Genomic DNA, 16,470 nt, shown 5'->3' with positions numbered 1-16,470 from the left:
AGCGGGGCGCGGCAGTGGCCGGGCCCCGCTCACCTGTGCGGCCACGGATTCCGGCGGGGGCTCAGGACAGCAGGCGCCCGGCCTCGAAACGGTCGGCCGACGCCGGCAGCCGACCGGGACGGCCGCTGAGGAAGACCCGCACCGTTCCGGTGCCGGGGCCCGCAGGCGCGATCGCGTCGATCCGCCGGATCGTCTGCGCAGCCACCGCCTCGGCACTGTCGAAAAGCGCCACCCCCTCGGGCAGGCGCGCCGCGATCACGTCGGCGACGAGGGGATAGTGGGTGCACCCGAGTACGACCGCCTCGGTACCGGCCGGGGTGGCCAGGGCTGCGGCCCGTACCGCGTCGTCGACTCCGTTCAGGTCGCCCCGGTCGATCGAGTCGGCCAGCCCGTGGCACGCGACCCCGGACACCGAGCTCCCGTTGCCGAACTTTCGGATGAGATCCGCTTGATAGCTGCTCGCGGTCGTCGTCGCCGTGGCCCAGATCGCCACCGACGAATAGCGCGCCGCCGCCGGTTTGATCGCCGGCACCGTCCCGATCACCGGCACCGCCGGGCCGACATGGTCGCGTACCTCGTCGAGTGCGCTGACACTGGCCGTGTTGCACGGAAGAACGATCGCCTCGGCACCGTGATCGAGGGACAGTTGCACCGCACCCAGCACCCGGTCCACCACCCACTCCCGAGGTTTCGGCCCCCAGGGCGCCTGGTCCGGGTCGAGTGCGAGGAGAAGGTCCAGGTCGGGGCGGAGCTTGCGCAGCCACGCCGACGTCGGCAGCAAGCCGAGGCCGGAATCGATGAGCGCGACGATCACCCTACGAATCTAGCGCGCCGCCTGCGCGCACCTCACGTGGAGGCGACCTCGAGCACGTCGCCGATCGGGACCGACTCGGCGATCTTTCCCCGCATCTTCATCACGGCGCCGGCCTTCCCGGCCCCGACCACCCCGGTCAATCGACCGTCCCGTTCGTAGTACGCGACGAACTTGCGGCCGTCGTCCACGACGACGTGGACCCGGTCGGTCTCCGCGACCGACCCGAGCGCCTGGATCTTCACCCCGTACTGATCACTCCAGAAATACCGGACCTGCGCGGTGTCCTCCCCGCCACTGCCGGTGAGCGCCCCGGCGAGCGACCGCGCCTGCTCGCCGCAATTGCTCCAGTGCTCCACTCGCTCGGCGACGCCTGCCTCGCCGGTCCACGAGGCGACGTCGCCGACCGCCCACACGTGCTCGACACCGGTGCGTCCCGACTCGTCACAGCGAACGCCGCCGTCGGTGTCGAGAGCGACGCCGCTACCGTGCAACCAGTCCGTGACCGGCGTCGAACCGATGCCGACGACGATCAGGTCCGCGACGATCTCGGAGCCGTCACCGAGGGTGGCACGGTACGCGCCGGACACCGACGCCACCCCGGCCAGCCCGACACCGGTGCGCAGGTCGACCCCTGCCTCGGCGTGCAGGCGCGCCACCAGCGCACCCACCGTCGGTCCCAGAGCGGCTTCCAGGGACGTCGACCGTGGCTCGACGAGGACGACGTCGACGTCCGCCGAGCGCATCGAGGCGGCCAACTCGCAGCCGACGAATCCCGCGCCGACCACGAGAGCTCGGGCGCCCGGTACGAGGCGCGTCCGCAGTCCGCGGGCGTCGTCCACCGACCGCAGTACGTGTATGCCCTCCGATTCGGGCAGGCCGGGGATCCTCCGGGGCGTCAACCCGGTCGCGACGACGAGTTCGCCGTATTCGAGTTCCTCGAACGTGTCGGGATCCGATGCTGCGGTGAGGGTCACCGTGCGCCGCTCCGGGTCGATGCCCGTTGCCACCGCGCCCAGACGGAGATCGATGCGCTCGTCGTCGAAGAACTCCCGGGGCCGCAGGGTGGTGTCGTCCACGTCGCCGCGCAGAAACTCCTTCGACAGCGGCGGGCGGTCGTACGGAAGGCAGGTCTCGGCGCCGACCAACACCAGCTCACCGTCGAATCCGGCGCGACGCAACTCCTCCGCCGTGCGCAGCCCGGCCAGACCCGCGCCGACGATCACCACTCGTTCCACCACAGCCACCCTCCTTCCGCGGCACACCCGACGCGGGTGGGCGCCCCCACAGTGTGACCCGGCAGGACACATAACTGCAACACGTTCTAATTCGTCGGCCGACGCCGCCGCGTGGCGTGGGCTCCGCGAGGCCCCTCGGGTCACTACTGTGGAAGACGACACGGCGACACGGTGAGGAGCGACCATGACCGGCGACGAAGAGGGCAAGGGGCGTAACGGGTACGGAGCGAGCGCCGGTGCGGAGCTGGTCGGCTCACAGGGCACCACCTCCATCGCCGACGCCGTCGTCGCGAAGATCGCCGGGATCGCGACCCGCGAGGTCAGCGGCGTCCACGATGTCGGTGGCGGCACCGCCCGCGCGGTCGGCGCGCTGCGTGACCGCGTCCCCGGCGCCCGCGTCAATCATGCCCAGGGCATCGCGGTCGAGGTCGGTGAGAAGCAGGCGGCACTGGACATCGGGATCGTCGCGGACTACGGCGTCGCCCTGCACGAGCTGGCGCTGGGGATCCGCCGGAACGTCATCGCAGCAGTCGAGTCCATGACCGGACTCGAGGTCACCGAGGTCAACATCACCGTCTACGACGTCGTGCTGTTCGACGACCTCGAAGCGCCCCAGGACGCGGACGCCAAGCCGAGAGTGCAGTGACGACCGAGGGTGCAGTGACCGATTCGACGACCGATTCGACGGGACACCAGACACGATGACCAACACAGCGCTGGGACTGCTCGCCGGACTGTTGCTCGCGCTCGCCGCGATCACCGGAGGCTTCACGGGATTCGTTCTCGCCGTCCTGCTCGGCGGCGTGGGGATCGCGATCGGAGCGCACCGCGACGGCCACATCGACCTCGGCGCCCTGCTGCACACCCGCGGCCGTGGTTGATCCCGAGAGTCCCCCGGTCCCGGACACCGGCGACACGCTCGCCGACGACCCGGGGCTGCGTGGCCGGCTCGTCATCAAGGAGAAGGCGATCACGAAGATCGTCACGACCGCTGCCACCCAGGTACCCGGCATCGGGAAGCCGCAGGGCGGATTCAGTCGGCTCACCGGCCGTCACCTCCCCCGCGCCGACGTCTCGGTGGGGACGGACGCGATCGCGATCAACCTCTACGTTGCCGTGACCTGGCCGAGCCGCGTCGACCGGGTGAGCCGCCGACTGCATCACGACGTCTCGGACCGGGTGCAGGAACTGACCGGTCTGCCGGTTCACGAACTCAACATCGTCGTTGCCGGCGCCACCGGAGCGGAATCCGTGGACCGGAGCAGCGACACCGGCGACCACCTTCCGGCCGAGGCGGAAACGTCCCGGGATGCCGCCGCCGCCATCCGGGCCCGGACGCCGCGAGCGCTCCCGGCCGCGGTGCCCGCCGCCGTCGCGATCGCCCTCGGCGCGCTCGCTCTGGCCGTGGTGGCTGCGCGGGAGCTGCTCATCGTCCACGAGACCGTGCACGGCGCTCCGTGGATCCGCAACACCGTCGAGTGGGCCGCACGCCTGCACTGGTCGGAGTGGATCATTCCGGTCGTCGTCGCCTGCGCGGTACTCGGCGTCGCCCTGGTCGTCGCCGCGCTCAAACCACGGCCTCCCACGCACGTCCCGCTCACCGTCTCGACTGCCGCTCCGGTGGTGTGGATGCGACCCACCGACGTCGCCCGGACCACCAGTAGCCACGCCTCCGCCGTGGCCGGGGTCGTCACCGCGCGCACCACCGTCGACCGCCGACGGGTGACCGTGCACGTCACCCGCAACGAGGTCAGTTCGGAGCAGGAGATCGAGGCCGCCGTTCGAGACGCCGTGGAACCCGGTCTCCGGCATCTCGGGACCGAGCCGCAATTACGGATCAAGGTGCGCACATGAGCCGGCGACTCGCGGCTCTCAATCGGGCGATCGTCCTCGTCCTCGGGCTCGCACTGATCGGCTGCGCCGCGTACGCGCTCGCGTGGAATCTCGGGGTCACTGCGATCCGCGACCTGGTCGCGCGGTACGACCGGGAGGCCGTCGTCGCCGTGCCGACGTGGACGTGGTGGCCGTGGCTCCTCGCCGGCGTCCTGGTCGCGGCCCTGGTCTTCGGGATCGTGCTCCTGAGCCTCGATCTCACCCGCCGCCGCCCACATCCGGTACGGATCGTCGATCCGGAGAGCGGGCTGTCGGTGGCGATCGATCTCGGCGCACTGGCCGACGGAATCGCCGGCGAACTGCGCGAGTTCCCCGAAGTGCGATCGGTGCGGGCGCGGGCGCTCGTCGACCGTGGTCTCCCCACGCTGTCCCTGGTGGTCAACGCTCACGCCGGGATCGACATTCTCGCGTTCACCGCACGAGCCGAGGAAACAGCCGCCTGGATCGCTGCGACAGTGCAGGACGCCGACGTCGCCACCCAGGTTCGCCTGCACCTCGATCCCGCCGACCACCACCCGTCACCGGCCGAGGAAGAACCGGCAACGCACTGACAGCTACCACGCACTGATGACAGCTACTACACACTGACAGCGGGCACGCCGGATCAGGGCATCAACCGGTCCGGGATCGTGAACAGCCAGGGCTGGCGCAGGAGCAGGGTGAGCCGGTGCACGCCGATCGACACCGCCACCGCGACGGCCGTGACCACCAGCGGGCCGGCCGGAATCCGCTGACCGACGGCGAGGTCGAGGCCGACCGCCATCAGACCGGCGATCACCGTCCCGAGCACGATCTCGTGCATGAGGAAGACCGGCAGCGTATTGCGGCCGAGCCGTCGCAGCGGCTCGAGGATGCGGGCCTCACCGAACCTACCCATCACCATCACTCCGGCCGCAAGACCGATGACACTGAGCGCCACGGTCGCGACCGTGTATTCACCCACGTCGCTGTCACGATAGATGAGCGAGGCCACCGCGCACAGCCCCACCGCATACATCGCCCGGGGGACCGTCGAGCCGGCGGCAACTCGGTGCGCGAACGGCGCGAGATACACACCGAGCAGGAAGAACACGAGGTACGACAGCATGCTGTGCCAGGCCCAGCTGTCGAACTCGAGCCGGGGGGAGACCACTGCCAGCGCGCCCGCCGCAGCAATCTGGGTCACCGGAGCCACATCGCGCAGCGCCCGGGCGGCGATCGTGAAGACCGCCAACGCATAGATGAACCACATTCCGCTGTCCGGGCGCACGGCTGCCTCGAGCGGCTTCCACCACGCGGCTGCCTCGGCGGTTCCGCTCGTCTCCGGGAACAGCGTGAAGTACCAAAACCGGAGGACCGTCCACAACGCGTAGATGTAGACCAGGGGCGCCACCCGCCGGCGGAGCACGTCGGTCCACGACATCGTCAACGCCTTCGTGACGAACAGACCGGAGACGAAGAAGAACAGGGGCATCCGCACCGGCTGCGCGAACGAGTTCACCTCGTGCCAGATCGGATCTGCCAGACCGCGCCCCACCATGAAGTTCGTCGTGTGCAGCAGCACCACCAGGACGATGCACACGCCCTTGGCGAGGTCGACCCACCCGTGGCGCGGCTTCGCCGCTGCCGGCGCGGCCGCCGACGCGACGCCGCCGGCGACGGCGGGGTCGCCGGCCCGGCTCGAGCCGGTGGTGGGGGTGGTGTGCACGGGAGTACTGCTCCTTCGACGCGGGCGGCTCCTTCGAGGGAGCGGCCGACAGGTCGCCCGGTACGGCCCGGCCCTCGAACGACGGTTCACGCGAAAGTGTCGCGCGCGAAGTCGACCGCGGCCATTCTACGCGATCGGACGAAAAGCCCGAACAGGACGACAGCGGCGCCCACCCCGAGGGGTGAGCGCCGCTGTCGTTCAGCATGTGATCGCGTGAGCGATCACCGATTCATGCGAGTGCAGAGATCACTTGACGATCTTGGTGACCTTGCCGGCGCCGACGGTGCGGCCACCCTCACGGATCGCGAAGCGCAGGCCCTCGTCCATGGCGACCGGCTGGATCAGCTTGACGGACATCTCGGTGTTGTCACCGGGCATGACCATCTCGGTGCCCTCGGGCAGCGTCACGACGCCCGTCACGTCCGTGGTACGGAAGTAGAACTGCGGACGGTAGTTGTTGAAGAACGGCGTGTGACGGCCACCCTCGTCCTTGGACAGGATGTACGCCTGGCCCTCGAACTCGGTGTGCGGGGTCGTGGTGCCCGGCTTGATGACGACCTGGCCGCGCTCGACGTCCTCGCGCTTGATACCACGAACCAGCAGACCGACGTTGTCGCCCGCCTGACCCGAGTCGAGCAGCTTGCGGAACATCTCGATACCGGTGACGGTGGTCTTGGTGACCGTCTCCTTGATACCGACGATCTCGACCTCTTCGTTCACGTTGACCACACCGCGCTCGATGCGGCCGGTGACGACGGTGCCACGACCGGTGATGGTGAAGACGTCCTCGACGGGCATGAGGAACGGCTTCTCGGTCTCACGAACCGGGTCCGGGATGGACTCGTCAACGGCGTTCATCAGCTCGAGAATGCTGTTGGCCCACTTCTCGTCGCCCTCGAGCGCCTTCAGGCCCGAGACGCGCACGACCGGAGCCTCCTCGTCGAAGTCCTGGCTCGCGAGCAGCTCGCGGACCTCCATCTCGACGAGCTCGAGGATTTCCTCGTCGTCGACCATGTCGGACTTGTTCAGCGCGACGAGGATGTAAGGCACGCCGACCTGACGGGCGAGCAGCACGTGCTCACGCGTCTGCGGCATCGGGCCGTCGGTGGCGGCGACCACGAGAATGGCACCGTCCATCTGGGCCGCACCGGTGATCATGTTCTTGATGTAGTCGGCGTGACCGGGAGCGTCGACGTGGGCGTAGTGGCGCTTCTCGGTCTGGTACTCGACGTGCGAGATGTTGATCGTGATGCCGCGAGCCTTCTCCTCAGGAGCCTTGTCGATCTCGTCGAACGCCGACGCCTCGTTCAGGTCCGGGTACGCATCGTGCAGAACCTTGGTGATGGCCGCGGTCAGCGTGGTCTTGCCGTGGTCGACGTGACCGATGGTGCCGATGTTCACGTGCGGCTTGGTCCGCTCGAACTTCGCCTTCGCCACTTGTGTCCTCCTGGACTGATTGGTGCTTGCGGTATGCAGCAGTGCGGTGGGTAATTACTTTGTCGTTCGGCCGACAGGCTATTCGCCGGTCGCCTTGGCGATGATTTCCTTCGAGACGTTCGAGGGAACCTCTGCGTAGGAATCGAACACCATGGAGAAGTTCGCTCGACCCTGGGTCTTCGACCGCAGGTCACCGATGTAGCCGAACATCTCCGAGAGCGGAACCAGCGCCTTGACGACACGGGCACCACTGCGTTCCTCCATGGCCTGGATCTGGCCACGGCGGGAGTTCAGGTCGCCGATCACTTCACCCATGTAGTCCTCGGGTGTGGTGACCTCGACGGCCATGAGGGGCTCGAGAATGACCGGGCCGGCCTTGCGGGCGGCTTCCTTCAGCGCCTGCGAACCGGCGACCTTGAAGGCCATTTCCGAGGAGTCGACGTCGTGGTACGCGCCGTCGACCAGGGTGAGCTTGAGGTTCACCAGCGGGTACCCGGCGAGCACGCCGTACTGCATGGCGTCCTGCGCACCGGCGTCGACCGAGGGGATGTACTCGCGCGGCACGCGGCCACCGGTGACCTTGTTCTCGAACTCGTAGCTCGCGCCGTCCTCGCCGACGAACGGCTCGAGGGCGATGATGACCTTCGCGAACTGGCCCGAACCACCGGTCTGCTTCTTGTGCGTGAACTCGAGCTTCTCGACCTTCTTGGTGATCGTCTCGCGGTACGCGACCTGCGGCTTGCCGACGTTGGCCTCGACCTTGAACTCGCGCCGCATGCGGTCGACGAGGATGTCGAGGTGCAGCTCGCCCATGCCGCCGATGACGGTCTGGCCGGTCTCGTCGTCGAGCTCGACCGAGAAGGTCGGGTCCTCTTCGGCGAGCTTCTGGATCGCGGTGCCCAGCTTCTCCTGGTCGGACTTGGTCTTCGGCTCGATGGACACCTGGATGACCGGGTCCGGGAACGTCATCGACTCGAGCACGACCGGGTTCGCCTGATCGCACAGGGTGTCGCCGGTAGTGGTGTCCTTCAGGCCGATCATCGCGTAGATGTGGCCCGCGACTGCCTCGTCGACCGGGTTCTCCTTGTTGGCGTGCATCTGGAAGAGCTTGCCGATGCGCTCCTTCTTGCCCTTGGTCGCGTTGAGGACCTGGGCCCCGGGAGCAACCTGGCCGGAGTACACCCGCACGAAGGTGAGCTTGCCGAAGAACGGGTGCGCGGCGATCTTGAACGCGAGCGCCGAGAACGGCTCGTCCTTGGACGGCCGACGGGTGATCTCTTCTTCCTCGTTGCCCACCACGTGGCCGTGGACCTCGCCGATGTCGAGCGGGTTCGGCAGGTAGTCGATGACCGCGTCGAGCATGGGCTGCACGCCCTTGTTCTTGAACGCGGACCCGCACAGCACCGGGTAGAGCTCGGAAGCGACCGTCATCTTGCGGATGGCGCCCTTGATCTCCTCGACGGTGAGTTCCTCGCCGCCGAAGTACTTCTCCATGAGCTCTTCGTCGGACTCGGCAACCGTCTCGAGCAGCTTCTCGCGGTACTCGGCAGCCTTGTCGGCCAGATCCGCGGGGATCTCCTCGAAGGTCGGCGCAGCGCCGATCTCGACGGTGCCACGCCAGGTGATGGCCTTCATCTCGACCAGGTCGACCACGCCGTCGAACTCGTCCTCTGCGCCGATGGGCAGCTGCAGGACCAGCGGCTTCGCGCCGAGACGGTCGATGATGGTCTGGACCGTGAAGTAGAAGTCCGCGCCCATCTTGTCCATCTTGTTGACGAAACAGATGCGCGGAACGTCGTACTTGGCGGCCTGACGCCACACCTGCTCCGACTGCGGCTCGACGCCTTCCTTGCCGTCGAAGACCGCGACGGCGCCGTCGAGGACGCGCAGGGACCGCTCGACCTCGACCGTGAAGTCGACGTGGCCGGGGGTGTCGATGATGTTGATCTGGTTGTCGTTCCAGAAACAGGTCACCGCGGCGGAGGTGATGGTGATGCCGCGTTCCTTCTCCTGCTCCATCCAGTCCGTCGTCGACGCACCGTCGTGGGTCTCACCGATCTTGTAGTTGACACCGGTGTAGTACAGGATGCGCTCGGTGGTCGTGGTCTTGCCGGCATCGATGTGCGCCATGATGCCGATGTTGCGGACCTTGTTCAGGTCGGTCAGCACTTCCTGTGCCACAGGATTCTTCCCCGCTCGTTGCTCGTAATTCGGGTTCGGCCGCGTCCGGTGTCCGACCGGTGGGCCACATTGTCGAGTTGTTGTCTTGCCGGCACGGACGAACCGAGCCGACCTTGCGACGGTGTCGGAGCGGCCCACGGGTGGGCCGCTCCGACACGTACGTCACCAGCGGTAGTGGGCGAACGCCTTGTTGGCTTCGGCCATCTTGTGCGTGTCCTCGCGACGCTTCACCGCGGCACCGAGGCCGTTGCTGGCGTCGAGGAGCTCGTTGGCGAGACGCTCGACCATGGTCTTCTCACGACGCTGACGCGAGAAGGTCACCAGCCAGCGCAGTGCCAGCGTGGTGGAACGGCCCGGGCGAACCTCGACGGGGACCTGGTAGGTAGCACCACCGACGCGGCGGCTACGAACCTCGAGGGCCGGCTTGACGTTGTCCAGCGCACGCTTGAGCGTGACGACCGGATCGGTGCCGGTCTTCTCGCGAGCCTGCTCGAGAGCCTGGTACACGATGCGCTCGGCGGTGGACTTCTTGCCGTCCAGCAGGATCTTGTTGACCAGCTGGGTCACCAGCGGCGAACCGTAGACCGGGTCGTTGATGAGGGGGCGCTTGGGAGCGGGACCTTTACGTGGCATCAGCCCTTCTCCTTCTTCGCTCCGTAGCGGCTGCGGGCCTGCTTGCGGCCCTTGACACCCTGGGTGTCGAGGGAGCCGCGGATGATCTTGTAGCGCACACCCGGGAGGTCCTTCACACGACCGCCGCGGACGAGCACCATCGAGTGCTCCTGCAGGTTGTGGCCCTCACCGGGGATGTAGGCGGTGACCTCGACGGAGCTGGTCAGGCGCACACGCGCGACCTTCCGCAGAGCGGAGTTCGGCTTCTTGGGCGTGGTGGTGTACACGCGGGTGCACACGCCACGACGCTGCGGGCTGCCCTTGAGGGCCGCGGTCTTGACCTTGGTGGCCTTGTCGCGGCGGCCCTTGCGGACCAGTTGGTTGATGGTTGGCATTAACCGTCTTTCTCGTTGGCGAACAGACTGCTGAACAAGCAACCTTGGCTGTTCTGAAATTAGGGATCTAGCAGTTGAGGCAAGAGAGCTGCTGCCTCTCACCCGGCCCCCGGTCGAACAATCCACTGGTGAAACACCGTTTCTCGCACCCCAGGGTCGGGCGTGTCGCATACCCCAACACAGGCAACCGGATGCGCGTTCGGAACAGGCGTCTGCACGAACGTGCGCACGGCAATACCTCGCTAGGCACACAGATCGGCCCGGACTGGCCGGACACGACCCACAACAATACCCGGCGGCGCGGCCGAAGGTCAAAGCGAGTCCGACCGCGTCGGGTTGCTGCGGAGAAGATCCGTTATGGGGCCAGGTTCGTCGGCGTCTGTCATGGGGCCGGGTGCAAGACACCATAGGCCATCGCGGCGGTGGGCGTCTCGACCGACGAGCCGCCGTTTCGCTCAACTGCTGAGATCGACGGTGAGATCGGCCAGCTTCATCGCCGCCGCACACGGGTCCGCGGCCCCGCCGCCGTACTGGACCCACCACCCCACCACTCCCACGCTGGGCGAACCGAGGGCGATCCCGCAGGAACCCGGATCGGCGGGCGGCCGCAGGAGGACCGCGCGACGGCCCTGCACCGTGGCGTTCTCGACCTCGTAACCCAGCTGCTCCGCCGTCTCCCGCTCCGTGTCGAGGGTGCCCGTCTCGAACCAGTGGAACGTCACCTTCACGGTCCCGTTCACCCCGATCGCGTCCCACCGGCAGATCGCGCCGAGGAAGCCGCGCTCGATCGCGTCGGCACCGACGGTCTCCGCGATCTGGTCCTCGGCGACGGCATTGCACTCCTGCAACAGATCGGTGAACTGCTCCGGATTCCCGGCGTACGCCCCCTCCGCGACGGGGGTGCCCTCCACACTGCGACCGCAGGACGCGACGGCGACGGCCGCGAGAGCCAGTGCCCCCGCGACCCGGACCCCGGAGCGGCGCCCCGTCATCGCTGCATCCTCGACACGCCGAGTTCGGCGAGCGTTCGGGCGACGTCACACGGATCGGCGGTGGGCCGGGAGTTGCCGTACATCACCGACCAGTGCGCGAAGTCGCCGTCGAACTGCACGCCGAGCTCGCACAGAATGCCCGACGAGGAGGCGATGAATCCCGGATTGCCGTCGATCGAGATGTCCTGGGCGGGCCTGCCGATGAGTTCGGACCCGGCCCGTTCGCGGCCGATCGGACTGCCGCGGTACCAGGAGAAGGTCACGCTGGGGCCGCCGAGACCGCCGACCTCCCACTCACAGCCCACCGAGTTGCGGGTGATCATGGTGAACGGAGGCATCGCGAAAGCCGCGGCGACCTCGTCGTCGGTCACCGAGCCGCATTCGCCGAGGAAGGGGCCGGGATCGGTCGGCTCGGAGGCCGTGGGCGCGCCGGTGGGCACCGGGGACGGCGAATCGCCGCCGTCACCGCAGGCGGCGACGAGCGTCACGGCCGACACCGCGGCCACTGCCCCCGCTCTCCTCCACACGCCGGTGACTCTACCCACGGTCGCGACGTCAGGCGCGGGACGACGCGGCGAGTGCGATGTCGAGTTGGAGGGACCACTGCCGCACGATCTCGCTCCTGCGGCGGGAGTCGTCGTTGAGGACGTCGGCCAGACCCAGCCCGCGGGCCAGGTCGAGCGTCGCCTGCACGAGGCGGTGGGTGAGCGGATCCTTGTCGTCGACCCCGAGATGCTCGACCGCGGTGCGGTGCGCGATCCGTCCGAACCGCTCCTCGAGCGGCAGGACGCGCGCCCGCAGTTCCGGGTCCGCCGCCGCCGCCGTCCATACCTGCAGTGCGGCCTTGAAGAGCGTCCCGGTGTAGTAGTCGACGAGCCGTGACACGACGGCCTCGGTGCGGCCGGCGCCCGTCGGCAGCGCGGCCGACTCCCGCCGCGCCTCCTCCATCCGGGCGTCGAACATGTACTCGAGGGCCGCGGTGATGAGATCCTCCCGGGTGGGGAAGTGGTGCTGGGTGGCGCCGCGGGAGACACCGGCCCGCTCGGCGACGACGCTCACCGTCGTCGCACCCCATCCCAACTCGGCGAGGCAGTCGATCGTCGACTCGAGCAGCCGTAGGCGCGTGACCCGACTCCGGTCCTGCTTGGGTTCACGCGTCATGTTCCGTCCTCTTCCTCGATACCTCTTCCTGGATCCACCTCGTCCTGGATCCGGCCCGGCCGCCGTCTACCCGGCCCAGGCGGGTGGGCGCTTCTGCAGGAATGCCATCATGCCCTCCCGCGCCTCGTCCGAGGAGAACAGGCGGGCCGACTCGGCGGCGAGCGTGGTCGCGGATCGATCGAAGTCGGCGAGGATCGGGCGAGTCGTGAGCGCCTTCGACGCGGCCAGCCCCTGCGGGGATCCGGCCCGGATGTCGCCGACGATCTCGGCGACGGTGCGGGCGGGATCGCCCGACGCCTCGGAGATCAGCCCGATCGCCTCGGCCTCGTGGGCGCCGAACTTCTCGCCCGTGAGGAAGTACCGGCTCGCCGCCCGGGAGGTCAGGCGAGGCAGAACGGTGAGCGAGATGATCGACGGTGCCAGCCCGAGCCGCGCCTCGGTGAGTGCGAACGTGGTCGAGTCCCCCGCCACCGCGAGATCGCACGCGGCGACCAGACCCATCCCCCCGGCCCGCACGTGCCCGTCGATCTGCGCGATCACCGGCTTGGGCAGTTCGAGGATCGCACGCAGCAGATCCGCCATCTGCATCGTCCGGGTCTCGAAGTCGGCCGACGCATCGGACAGGTCCGCGCCCGCGCAGAACGTGCCACCGGTGTGCGTGAGCACGACCACGCGAACGTCGTCGTCCGCTGCTGCGGCGGCGAGCCCCTCGTGGAGTTCGGTCACCAGGCGCTGGGAGATCGCGTTGCGGTTGTGTGGTGAGTCGAGAGTGAGCGTCGCCCGGCCCGAGTCGACGTGGTAACGCACGTACCGGTCGTCCTCCGCCGCGTCCACCCTCGTGGCCTCGCTGTCGGTCATGTCCGCTCCCTCAGTACGACTTCGGCAGACCCAGCGAGTGCTGGGACACGAAGTTCAGGATCATCTCGCGGCTCACCGGCGCCACCCGGGCGATCCGGGCCGCGCCCAGCATCGCGGCCAGCCCGTACTCCTCGGTGAGCCCGGCTCCGCCGTGCGTCTGGATGGCCTGGTCCAATGCCTTGATACTCGCCTCTGCCGCAGCGTACTTGGCCATGTTGGCAGCCTCTGCGGCACCGAAGTCGTCGCCGGAATCGTAGAGGACCGCGGCCTTGCGCATCATCAGCTTCGCGAGCTCGAGTTCGATCTTCACCTGAGCAAGCGGATGCGAAATACCCTGGTGCGCACCGATCGCCGTCTTCCAGACACTGCGCTCGTTGGCATACTTCACCGCGGCGTCGATCGCGTAGCGTCCCATGCCGACGGCCATCGCCGCGCCGAGAATCCGCTCCGGGTTGAGCCCGGCGAACAACTGCATCAGGGCCGCATCCGGTTCGCCGACGAGGGCGTCGGCGGGCAGCCGGACGTCGTCGAGGAACAGCATGAACTGGTGATCCGGCTCGATGATGTCCATGTCCATCTGCGTGCGCTGGAAGTTCTCGGCGTCCGTGGGGACGATGAACAAGGCGGGCCGTAGCTTGCCGGTCTTGGCATCTTCGGTGCGAGCGACGATCAGGACGGCATCGGCCTGGTCGACACCCGAGATGTAGATCTTGTTCCCCCGCAGGATCCAGTCGTCACCGTCGCGGCGCGCGGTGGTCGTGATCTGGTGCGAGTTGGAACCGGCGTCGGCCTCGGTGATCCCGAAGGCCATGATCTTCGAGCCGTCGGCGAGCCCGGGCAGCCACTGCTCCTTCTGCGCGGCCGTCCCGTACTTTCCGATGATGGTCCCGCAGATCGCCGGCGACACCACCACGAGCAGCAGGCCGGCCCCGTGGGCCGCGAGTTCCTCCTGCACGAGTGCCAGTTCGTAGATGCCCGCTCCCCCGCCGCCGTACTCCTCGGGCAGGTTCACCCCGAGGAAGCCGAGTTTGCCCGCCTCGTTCCACAGTTCGGTGAGCGGCTCTCCCCGGCGCGCTCTCGGGAGCACGTAGTCGACGTAGTTGTAGCGCTGGGCAAGCTTGGCCACCGATGCGCGCAGTTCCCTACGCTCCTCGCTCTCGATGAAACTGCTCTCGATGAAGCTGCTCTCGATGGAGCTGGAGGTTCCTTCGCTCATGACGCTTCCTGTTCTGTCGCTTCGGCTTCGGCTTCCACCACGGCGAGCACCGACCCGACGTCGACCTGCTGGCCGACGGTCACGGGGAGTTCGGCGAGCACGCCCGAGACGGGAGCGGTGATCGTGTGTTCCATCTTCATCGCCTCGAGCCACAGGATCGGCTGACCGGCGACCACGGTGTCCCCGGCTTCCGCTCCGAGCCGGATCACCGACCCCGGCATCGGTGCGAGCAACGAACCGGCCGCCACCTCGGAGGCCGGGTCGACGAAGCGCGGGCGGATCTCCAGCGCCACGGGACCGAGAGGAGAGTCGACGTGGACCCGTGATCCGTAGCAGGCGACGTCGAACGAACGGCGCAGACCGGCGACGTCGAGCACCACCCGCTCCGGCGTCGCCGACACGAGAGCGACCTCGTCGAATCCCTCCGCGGTCAGCCCGTACCGGCCGAGCCGGTACCGAATGTCGCGTGGGCCCGTATCGCCCTCGTAGACCTTGTGTTGCGGTAGAGACGGCAAGTTGCGCCAGCCCGAGGGCAGTCCGCCCAGGACCCTCGCGTCCGCTCGGTTCCGTGCCGCGTCGGCGAGGGCGGCGGCCAGTGCCGAGAGCGCCTCGGCGACATCGTCCGCCAGCGGTGTGGAGAGCGTGTCCAGGCCGTGCCGGGTGAAGAACGCGGTGTCGGTGTCGCCGGCCAGGAACGCCGGGTGACGCAGGATATTCACCAGCAGGTCGCGGTTCGTGCGCAACCCGTGGATGCGCGAGTGTGCGAGTGCCGTGGCGAGCATCCGGGCCGCCTGCGCCCGAGTCGGTGCGAACGAGATGACCTTTGCCAGCATCGGGTCGTAGTGCACGCCCACGACGGATCCGTCCACGACCCCGGAATCCAGCCGGACACCCGGACGTGTCAGGACCTCGAACTCGGCGGCCACACCGGGAACGTCGATGCGGTGCACCGTCCCGCTCTGCGGTTGCCAGTCCCGCGCCGGGTCCTCGGCGTAGAGCCGTACCTCGATCGAATGCCCACGCACCGAGGGCTGTTCGAGTGGAAGTCGGTCTCCCGCGGCGACCTGTAGCTGCAGATCCACCAGGTCGAGACCGGTCGTGCACTCGGTCACCGGGTGCTCCACCTGCAGCCGGGTGTTCATCTCGAGGAAGTAGAAGTTCCCCTCCTCGTCGGCGAGGAACTCGACCGTGCCTGCGCCCTCGTATCCGATGGCTCCTGCCGCCAGGCGCGACGCCTCGAACAGCCGCTCCCGCATACCGGGAGTGCGTTCGACGAGTGGGGACGGCGCCTCCTCGACCACCTTCTGGTGCCGCCGCTGGATCGAGCACTCCCGCTCGCCCACCGCCCACACTGCTCCGTGTGTGTCGGCCATGACCTGGACCTCGATGTGCCGGCCGGTCTCCAGGTACCGCTCACAGAACACCGTGGGATCACCGAACGCCGACTCGGCCTCCCGGCGAGCAGCCTCGAGTTCTCCCGCGAGCGCGGACAGTTCCCGCACGACGCGCATACCCCGGCCGCCGCCTCCTGCCGACGCCTTGATCAGGACGGGCAGGTGTTCGGCGGTGACCGACTCCGGGTCGAGTTCGGTGAGTACCGGAACCCCGGCGGCGTCCATCAGCTTCTTCGACTCGACCTTGGACCCCATCGACTCGATCGCCGCGACCGGTGGCCCGATCCAGGTCAGCCCGGCATCGGTGACGGCGCGGGCGAACTCGGCGTTCTCGGAGAGGAAGCCGTAGCCAGGGTGGACAGCGTCCGCACCGGCGGCCCGGGCGGCGTCGATCACGAGGTCCCCGCGCAGATAGGTCTCGGCCGGAGTGTTCCCCGTCAGCCGCACCGCGGCATCGGCCTCGGCGACGTGTGGGCTGTCGGCATCCGCGTCGGAGTACACCGCCACCGTGCCCAGACCGGCGGCGCGGCAACTGGCGAACACTCGGCGGGCGATCTCTCCGCGGTTGGCGACCAGAACAGTACTGAACATCTCG

General features: G+C 68.3%; 17 protein-coding genes. 4 read left to right on the top strand and 13 right to left on the bottom strand.

The window, feature by feature from the left end:
- Nucleotides 1-61: 61 nt before the first annotated feature.
- Both G4H71_RS16240 and G4H71_RS16235 read right to left on the bottom strand, forming a co-directional pair.
- The gene (locus tag G4H71_RS16240) at nt 62-814 is read right to left on the bottom strand and encodes a glutamate racemase (RefSeq protein WP_072738336.1); all 753 of its coding nucleotides are present in this window, start codon (nt 812-814) and stop codon (nt 62-64) included.
- A 32-nt stretch (nt 815-846) separates the two neighbouring features.
- A complete protein-coding gene (locus G4H71_RS16235; protein ID WP_246442073.1) occupies nt 847-2,049 on the bottom strand; it encodes an NAD(P)/FAD-dependent oxidoreductase in 1,203 nt (400 codons plus the stop codon).
- Between the two features lie 184 nt (nt 2,050-2,233).
- Between G4H71_RS16235 and G4H71_RS16230 the strand changes: the two genes are divergently transcribed.
- Genes G4H71_RS16230 through G4H71_RS16215 form a run of 4 tightly spaced genes read left to right on the top strand, consistent with a single transcriptional unit; the run spans nt 2,234 to nt 4,493 of the window.
- Nucleotides 2,234-2,695: an Asp23/Gls24 family envelope stress response protein gene (locus tag G4H71_RS16230; protein WP_072738337.1), complete on the top strand. Its 462-nt coding sequence runs from the start codon at nt 2,234-2,236 to the stop codon at nt 2,693-2,695.
- Nucleotides 2,696-2,750: 55 nt separating this feature from the next.
- Nucleotides 2,751-2,930 carry a DUF2273 domain-containing protein gene (locus G4H71_RS16225; RefSeq protein WP_072738338.1) on the top strand — a complete coding sequence of 60 codons (180 nt, stop codon included), beginning with the start codon at nt 2,751-2,753 and terminating at the stop codon, nt 2,928-2,930.
- Nucleotides 2,923-3,903, top strand: coding sequence for a DUF6286 domain-containing Asp23/Gls24 family envelope stress response protein (locus G4H71_RS16220; protein WP_072738339.1), 981 nt, complete (start codon nt 2,923-2,925; stop codon nt 3,901-3,903). Before G4H71_RS16225 ends, G4H71_RS16220 begins: the two co-directional genes overlap by 8 nt.
- Nucleotides 3,900-4,493 carry an Asp23/Gls24 family envelope stress response protein gene (locus G4H71_RS16215; protein WP_072738340.1) on the top strand — a complete coding sequence of 198 codons (594 nt, stop codon included), beginning with the start codon at nt 3,900-3,902 and terminating at the stop codon, nt 4,491-4,493. Before G4H71_RS16220 ends, G4H71_RS16215 begins: the two co-directional genes overlap by 4 nt.
- A gap of 53 nt (nt 4,494-4,546) precedes the next feature.
- Here the strand turns inward: G4H71_RS16215 and G4H71_RS16210 are convergent, their stop codons facing one another.
- From G4H71_RS16210 to G4H71_RS16160, 11 genes are all read right to left on the bottom strand, one after another.
- Nucleotides 4,547-5,629, bottom strand: coding sequence for an acyltransferase family protein (locus G4H71_RS16210; RefSeq protein ID WP_083343089.1), 1,083 nt, complete (start codon nt 5,627-5,629; stop codon nt 4,547-4,549).
- Between the two features lie 246 nt (nt 5,630-5,875).
- Nucleotides 5,876-7,066: an elongation factor Tu gene (gene tuf / locus G4H71_RS16205; RefSeq protein ID WP_072738341.1), complete on the bottom strand. Its 1,191-nt coding sequence runs from the start codon at nt 7,064-7,066 to the stop codon at nt 5,876-5,878.
- Nucleotides 7,067-7,144: 78 nt separating this feature from the next.
- Nucleotides 7,145-9,247: an elongation factor G gene (gene fusA / locus G4H71_RS16200; protein WP_072738342.1), complete on the bottom strand. Its 2,103-nt coding sequence runs from the start codon at nt 9,245-9,247 to the stop codon at nt 7,145-7,147.
- A 162-nt stretch (nt 9,248-9,409) separates the two neighbouring features.
- The gene (gene rpsG / locus G4H71_RS16195; RefSeq protein ID WP_072738343.1) at nt 9,410-9,880 is read right to left on the bottom strand and encodes a 30S ribosomal protein S7; all 471 of its coding nucleotides are present in this window, start codon (nt 9,878-9,880) and stop codon (nt 9,410-9,412) included.
- The gene (gene rpsL, locus G4H71_RS16190; protein WP_072738344.1) at nt 9,880-10,254 is read right to left on the bottom strand and encodes a 30S ribosomal protein S12; all 375 of its coding nucleotides are present in this window, start codon (nt 10,252-10,254) and stop codon (nt 9,880-9,882) included. Before rpsL ends, rpsG begins: the two co-directional genes overlap by 1 nt.
- Before the next feature lie 455 nt (nt 10,255-10,709).
- Complete coding sequence (locus G4H71_RS16185) at nt 10,710-11,246, bottom strand: DUF3558 domain-containing protein (RefSeq protein WP_072738345.1); 537 nt, start codon at nt 11,244-11,246, stop codon at nt 10,710-10,712.
- Entirely contained in the window at nt 11,243-11,773 is a 531-nt protein-coding gene (locus tag G4H71_RS16180) for a DUF3558 domain-containing protein (RefSeq protein ID WP_072738346.1), read from the bottom strand. Before G4H71_RS16180 ends, G4H71_RS16185 begins: the two co-directional genes overlap by 4 nt.
- Before the next feature lie 28 nt (nt 11,774-11,801).
- Nucleotides 11,802-12,407: a TetR/AcrR family transcriptional regulator gene (locus G4H71_RS16175; protein ID WP_072738347.1), complete on the bottom strand. Its 606-nt coding sequence runs from the start codon at nt 12,405-12,407 to the stop codon at nt 11,802-11,804.
- 66 nt (nt 12,408-12,473) lie between these two features.
- Nucleotides 12,474-13,265, bottom strand: a complete 792-nt coding sequence (locus G4H71_RS16170; RefSeq protein WP_072738348.1) for an enoyl-CoA hydratase family protein — start codon at nt 13,263-13,265, stop codon at nt 12,474-12,476.
- Between the two features lie 10 nt (nt 13,266-13,275).
- Nucleotides 13,276-14,481: an acyl-CoA dehydrogenase family protein gene (locus G4H71_RS16165; RefSeq protein ID WP_072738349.1), complete on the bottom strand. Its 1,206-nt coding sequence runs from the start codon at nt 14,479-14,481 to the stop codon at nt 13,276-13,278.
- On the bottom strand, nt 14,478-16,466 hold the full coding sequence (locus tag G4H71_RS16160; protein ID WP_072738350.1) for an acetyl/propionyl/methylcrotonyl-CoA carboxylase subunit alpha: 1,989 nt from the start codon (nt 16,464-16,466) through the stop codon (nt 14,478-14,480). Before G4H71_RS16160 ends, G4H71_RS16165 begins: the two co-directional genes overlap by 4 nt.
- Nucleotides 16,467-16,470: the final 4 nt, after the last annotated feature.

Source organism: Rhodococcus triatomae (genome assembly GCF_014217785.1).
Taxonomy (GTDB): domain Bacteria; phylum Actinomycetota; class Actinomycetes; order Mycobacteriales; family Mycobacteriaceae; genus Rhodococcus_F; species Rhodococcus_F triatomae.
This window is presented reverse-complemented; position numbering and strand designations above follow the sequence as displayed.